Annotated in this window: 6 protein-coding genes; all 6 read right to left on the reverse strand. The window is 71.7% G+C overall.

Annotation, left to right across the window (positions count from 1 at the left end; translation table 11 throughout):
• Positions 1–272, reverse strand: a 272-nt coding sequence (locus tag ACG2DA_RS21715) for an ABC transporter permease (RefSeq protein ID WP_395258636.1), incomplete at its 3' end; no start/stop codon positions are given.
• Between the two features lie 45 nt (positions 273–317).
• Positions 318–548 (reverse strand): hypothetical protein, encoded by a 231-nt coding sequence (locus ACG2DA_RS21720; protein WP_395258638.1) that lies wholly within the window; start codon positions 546–548, stop codon positions 318–320.
• A gap of 29 nt (positions 549–577) precedes the next feature.
• Positions 578–1300 carry an ABC transporter ATP-binding protein gene (locus ACG2DA_RS21725; RefSeq protein WP_395258640.1) on the reverse strand — a complete coding sequence of 241 codons (723 nt, stop codon included), beginning with the start codon at positions 1298–1300 and terminating at the stop codon, positions 578–580.
• 56 nt (positions 1301–1356) lie between these two features.
• On the reverse strand, positions 1357–2916 hold the full coding sequence (locus ACG2DA_RS21730) for an efflux RND transporter periplasmic adaptor subunit (RefSeq protein ID WP_395258642.1): 1560 nt from the start codon (positions 2914–2916) through the stop codon (positions 1357–1359).
• 40 nt (positions 2917–2956) lie between these two features.
• Positions 2957–3490 carry a hypothetical protein gene (locus ACG2DA_RS21735; protein ID WP_395258643.1) on the reverse strand — a complete coding sequence of 178 codons (534 nt, stop codon included), beginning with the start codon at positions 3488–3490 and terminating at the stop codon, positions 2957–2959.
• A 98-nt stretch (positions 3491–3588) separates the two neighbouring features.
• Positions 3589–4749: an ABC transporter permease gene (locus tag ACG2DA_RS21740; protein ID WP_395258645.1), complete on the reverse strand. Its 1161-nt coding sequence runs from the start codon at positions 4747–4749 to the stop codon at positions 3589–3591.
• Positions 4750–4820 lie beyond the last annotated feature (71 nt).

The raw sequence follows: 4820 nt of genomic DNA on the forward strand, positions 1-4820 counted from the left end.
ACCGGCATGACGTCCCGCACCCCGGGCACCTCGCGGATCGTGCGGGCGTAGTCCTCCGGCAGTTTGCTGCTGGTCGGGCAGAAGCGGTTCTCCTGAAAAACGATCAGCGTGCGGTCGGCGTCGCCGCCTTCGGTCAGGCGGTCCAGGCCCTCCTGCACGGAGGCCACGAAGCAGAACACGAACAATGCCACCGCCGCCCCGCCGGCGGTGAGGAACGTGCGCATCCCGTGCCGCCACAGACCTTTGAGGACGTAGGGGAGGAAGTGGAGCATTGGACGGTCTCTGTTCGGCGCGCGGCGCTGCGGTGAAACTTTGGTTCAAGCACCAGGCAGCGGCACGTAATTTGGATTGGGGATGAACTCACCGGTCAGCTCGCCGTGGGCGTCGACTTTCCAGCACCCGCGAATCCGGTCCGGCGGTACTGCGTCGTTTGGATTATCAATTCCGTCCATCGCGTACACGTAGCCATTAGGATTCTGCTTGGCCTCGGCCTTCGCTGCCTCATCCGGGACAGGAATGTCTGACGGTCTGGATTTTCTGAACCACATGTTCTGGCTTCTTGTATAGGAGGGGGGGGTCAGGCGATGGCGAGCGACCGGCCGTTGCGGGCACTGTCGGCCGTGTCGGTCAATTCGATCAGCTGTCCCCCGTCCAGCCGCAGCCGGCGGCCGGCGAGGGCGGCGACGGCGGGGTCGTGGGTGACCATCAGCAGGGTCATGCCCAGTTCCTCGTTCAGCCGGACGAGCAGGGTTTGAATCTGCTCGCTGGTGGCGGCGTCGAGGCTGCCGGTCGGTTCGTCGGCGACGACGAGGGTCGGGTTCATCACGATCGCCCGGGCGATGCCGACCCGCTGCTCCTGACCGCCGGAGAGCTGTTTGGGCAGGTGGTCCGCCCGGTCGGTCAGGCCGACCGCCTCCAGGGCGAGTTCGACTCGCTCCCGCCGCTCGGACCGCGACAGCGGGGCCAGCAGCGTGGGCAACTCGACGTTCTCGTAGGCCGTCAGCACCGGAACCAGGTTGTGCGTCTGGAAGATGTAGCCGAGGTGGGCGGCCCGCCAGTCGGCCAGTTTGGTGCGGGACATCGCGGTGATCTCCGTGCCGGCGACGGTGATCGTGCCGGCGTCCGGCCGATCGATGCCGGCGACGGCGTTCAGCAGCGTGCTCTTGCCGGTGCCGCTGGGGCCCATCATGGAGACGAAGTCCCCCTCGTGGACGTCCAGATCGACGCCGGCCAGCGGGGTGACGGTCTCGCCGCCCTTCTTGAACGCCTTTTTCAGGCCGCGGACTTCAACGAGCGCCATCGAGTTCTCTCAGGAATGAACGGGTGGACGGGGGGACGCGCTCCCTCCGGTCGCGGCTAAGACTCTTCGCCGGTGATTTCGATGCGGTCGCCGTCCTCCAGGCCCTCGCGGCCGGCGGCGATCAGCTTGTCGGTGGGACGGAGGCCGTCGGTCACTTCGATCAGCTCCTCCGTGCCGGCCTCGCCCAGCGTGACCGGCTGCCGCCGGGCGACGCCCTCCGCCGCGGCCAGCCACACGGCGCCGGCGTCCCCCTCGCCCTCCACCAGCCGGCGGGGGACGAGCAGGCGTTCCCGCTTCTCCTCGCCGACCGGTTCGGCGTCGGTCGGGGGGGCGAGGAAGGTCGCTTTGACCAGCATCTCCGGCCGCACGGCCGGCGGCGGGTCCTCCAGGGCGACCTTCACCTCCAGCGTGTTCTTCTGCACGTTCGCCGCGGAGGTCGCCTCCAGCACCCGGCCGGAGATCGGCTCGGACGCCGCGGCGGTCTCCACCGTCACCGGCTGACCGCGGACGATTCGGGGCACGTCCTCCAGCCGCACGTCGGCCCGCACCTGCAACATCGCCGGGTCGTACAGGCTCACCACGGCGGAGCCCTCCGGGTTGGACTGCGCCTCCTGCCCGGTGACGAACGATCCCGGCGGGGCCAGCACGGCCAGCACCCGGCCGTCGGCGGGCGCCTTCAGCGTCATGCGGTCCAGCCGCAACCGGGCGGCCTCCAGGGCGACCTCCGCCTGTCGGCGGCGGGCCTCGGCGGCCCGCACCTCGGCCACCGCGGCGGCGAGCCGGTTCGATTCCTCCACCCGCAACTCCATCTGCTCCGCGAGGGCGTCGCGGCGCCGCCGCAGGGCGTCCAACCGGTCCGGCAGGGACTCCTGCAGGCTCCGGAGTTCCGCCAGCTCGGCGGCGGTGCGGTCGGCGTCGCTTTCGGACTGCTGAAGTTGGCGATTGGAGACCGTGCCGCGGGCGCCGCGGCGGCTGTCGCGGCTCTGTTCGGCGAACCGTAGCCGGGCCTCGGCGGCGGCGATGCGGGCGGGCAGGGCCTCGACTTCGCCCCGCACCTCGGCGAAGGCGGCCTCGGCCTCCGCCAGCGCCGCCCGTCGGGCCAGCGGAGTTTCGAACACCTGCTTCGCGGCCGTTCGCTCCGCCTCCGCGGCGGCGACGGCGGCCTCGGCGAGGGACAGATCCGCTTCCGCCTTCCGCACGGCCAGTTCCGCGTCCGTGGAGACCAGACGGGCGACGACCTGCCCGGACTCCACCTCCTGCCCCGCCACGACGAGCAGTTCCTCCACGACCCCGCTGCTCAGCGCGGAGACGTAGGTCGGCGTCGGCCGCGGTTCGACCCAGCCGGCCGCCTGGAACAGCGGCGTGCCGGCCCGTCGGACCTCCGCCTGCCGGACCACCACCGGGACGACCTCCACCGGCGTCGCCGTCCGCCACAGATCGCGGGCGGCCCAGCCGGTCATCGCCAGGAACCCGCCGAGGATCAGCGCCGGCAGCAGCGTCCGGGCGACGAACCGGCCCCGGCTCTGCCGACGACGCGGCGCCTCCGTCCGCCCGGCGGGCGGGCGATCGAAGGCCAGTCGGCTGAGGTCCAGCGGCGGGTCGGCGGTCTCGGTCATCAGGCGGAACGGGGGAGGAACGAGGCGGGAACGCGGGCGGTCAATTCCGCACGTACACCTGACGGGCCAGCACGCTGAGGTTGCCGGCGTCGTCCTTCTCCGCGGTCCCGCGGACGACGACCTCGGTCAGTTCGTCCACCCCCAGCAGGGATTTTGCGTTCTCCGCGACCAGCGTGCCGTTCTCGTCGACCAGCTTCACCGTGGCGGAGTTCGCGGGCACCTTGTCCTGCTGGCAGCAGTAGTCCCAGGGCGTCGGGCAGCCCTCGTCGGCGGCGCAGTAGGGGACTTTCGGGTCGACGATCGTGAACGCCGCCAGCCCGTCGACGAACGGGGCCCGATCGCCGCCGATCAGGCCGACGACCGTCACCTCCTCGCCGTCCTCGACCGTCTCCTTCACGGCGCCGACGCCTTTGGCGCCCTCCGGCTCGGTCGGGGCGAGGTAGGCGGCGTTCTGCACCGTCGGGGCGGCGGCGTCGGTGGCGCTCACGTCGCCGTCCGGGGCGCCGCAGCCGACTGCGGCCAGCGCAATGGCGAGGGCGCCGAGGGGGGCGGATTTCTGAACGAGCTTCAACATCGAAGGTTCTCCTGTGGGGAGGGGGAGGGAGCCGCACGCGGCGGCGGGGAAACGGGGCGGCCTCCGGGCCGACCCGGGAAGGTCAGGGGACAAGGGGGTCAGATTGCTTTGAGGCTCTCCGCGATCGGGCGACGGAGGGCCTTGAGGGCCGGCGGGACGGCTCCCGCGGCGCCGAGCAGCAGGCCGACGCCGCAGCCGATCAGCAGCGTCGTGCCGTCCACCCGCAGGGCGAAGGCGCCCATCGTGAACCGCACGCTCAGCCCGTTGATCAGCAGCAGCGCCGTCGCCCCCGCCAGCAGCGAGGCGGCCGCGGCCAGCACGAGCCCCTCCTGGACGAGGCTCAGCAGCACGGCCCGGCGGCGGAACCCGATCGCCCGCAGGGCGGCGATCTCCCGCGTTCGCCCGGCGACGGCGCCGTACATCATGTTCAGCCCGGCAAACGCTCCGGCGCCGGCGACCAGCGCCACCACCGCCCACGCCAGGATCCGCACCGGTTTGTAGTGGGTCTGCATCGCGCCGTAGTAGGCGGTCTCGGGCACGGAGGTGATTTCGAGGTCCTTCCGCTGTTTGGCGAACAGGTCGACCTCGCCGGCGGAGCCGTCGGGGGCCAGGGCGAGGGCGACCAGGCCGATGTCCTGCCGCTTGAGGGCGGATTGCAGGTCAGGCAGCCGGCACCAGAGTTCCGACTCGAACGCCGACCCGCCTGCGGAGAAGGCGCCGCTGACGGTCCAGTCGCGGTTCTCGAATCGAACCGTGGAGCCGGGTTTCAAGGCGTCGGCGGACACGCCGAGCTTGGCGTGGGCCAGTCGACCCGCGAGCACCTCGCCCGGTCCCGGCCAGCGGCCGGAGGTGATCCGCACCGACTCGCGGACCAGCGGGGCGACGGGCGTGACGCCCCGCACCAGTCCCAACGACGCCGTCTCCCCGCCGCCGATGCGGGTGCCGAAATAGAGCTCCGGCGAGACGTACGACACCCCGGACCGCTGCCGGATGCCGCTGAGGCTCGCTTCGAGCACCCCGGCCGTGCGGGCGGGGACCGCGGAGTTCTCCACGTTCTCTTCCGCCCCCAGCGAGTAGACGAGCACCACGTCGGGGTCGCCGCTGACGGCCAGGGAGGTTTCTAACCCGCGGATGAACCCCACGACGACCAGCATCAACAGCACCACGGTCGCCAACGCGGCCAGCGTGAGCAGGCTGCGCGTCGGCCGCCGCGCCAGGTTGCGGATGCCGTAGTCCCACGGGAGCAGGCGAAGCGTCATGGGGCGGGTCGGAACGAATGGGGGAGTGAACGACGGGAGGGAGGGAGCCGCGGGGCGGGACTGGGCGGTCC

This window comes from Alienimonas sp. DA493, assembly GCF_043951915.1.
GTDB lineage: Bacteria > Planctomycetota > Planctomycetia > Planctomycetales > Planctomycetaceae > Alienimonas.

Excerpts from the sequence above, each read along its gene's own strand:
- ACG2DA_RS21720 (WP_395258638.1), bottom strand. The coding sequence starts at position 548 with ATGTGGTTCAGAAAATCCAGACCGTCAGACATTCCTGTCCCGGATGAG.
- ACG2DA_RS21725 (WP_395258640.1), bottom strand. The coding sequence starts at position 1,300 with ATGGCGCTCGTTGAAGTCCGCGGCCTGAAAAAGGCGTTCAAGAAGGGC.
- ACG2DA_RS21730 (WP_395258642.1), bottom strand. The coding sequence starts at position 2,916 with ATGACCGAGACCGCCGACCCGCCGCTGGACCTCAGCCGACTGGCCTTC.
- ACG2DA_RS21735 (WP_395258643.1), bottom strand. The coding sequence starts at position 3,490 with ATGTTGAAGCTCGTTCAGAAATCCGCCCCCCTCGGCGCCCTCGCCATT.
- ACG2DA_RS21740 (WP_395258645.1), bottom strand. The coding sequence starts at position 4,749 with ATGACGCTTCGCCTGCTCCCGTGGGACTACGGCATCCGCAACCTGGCG.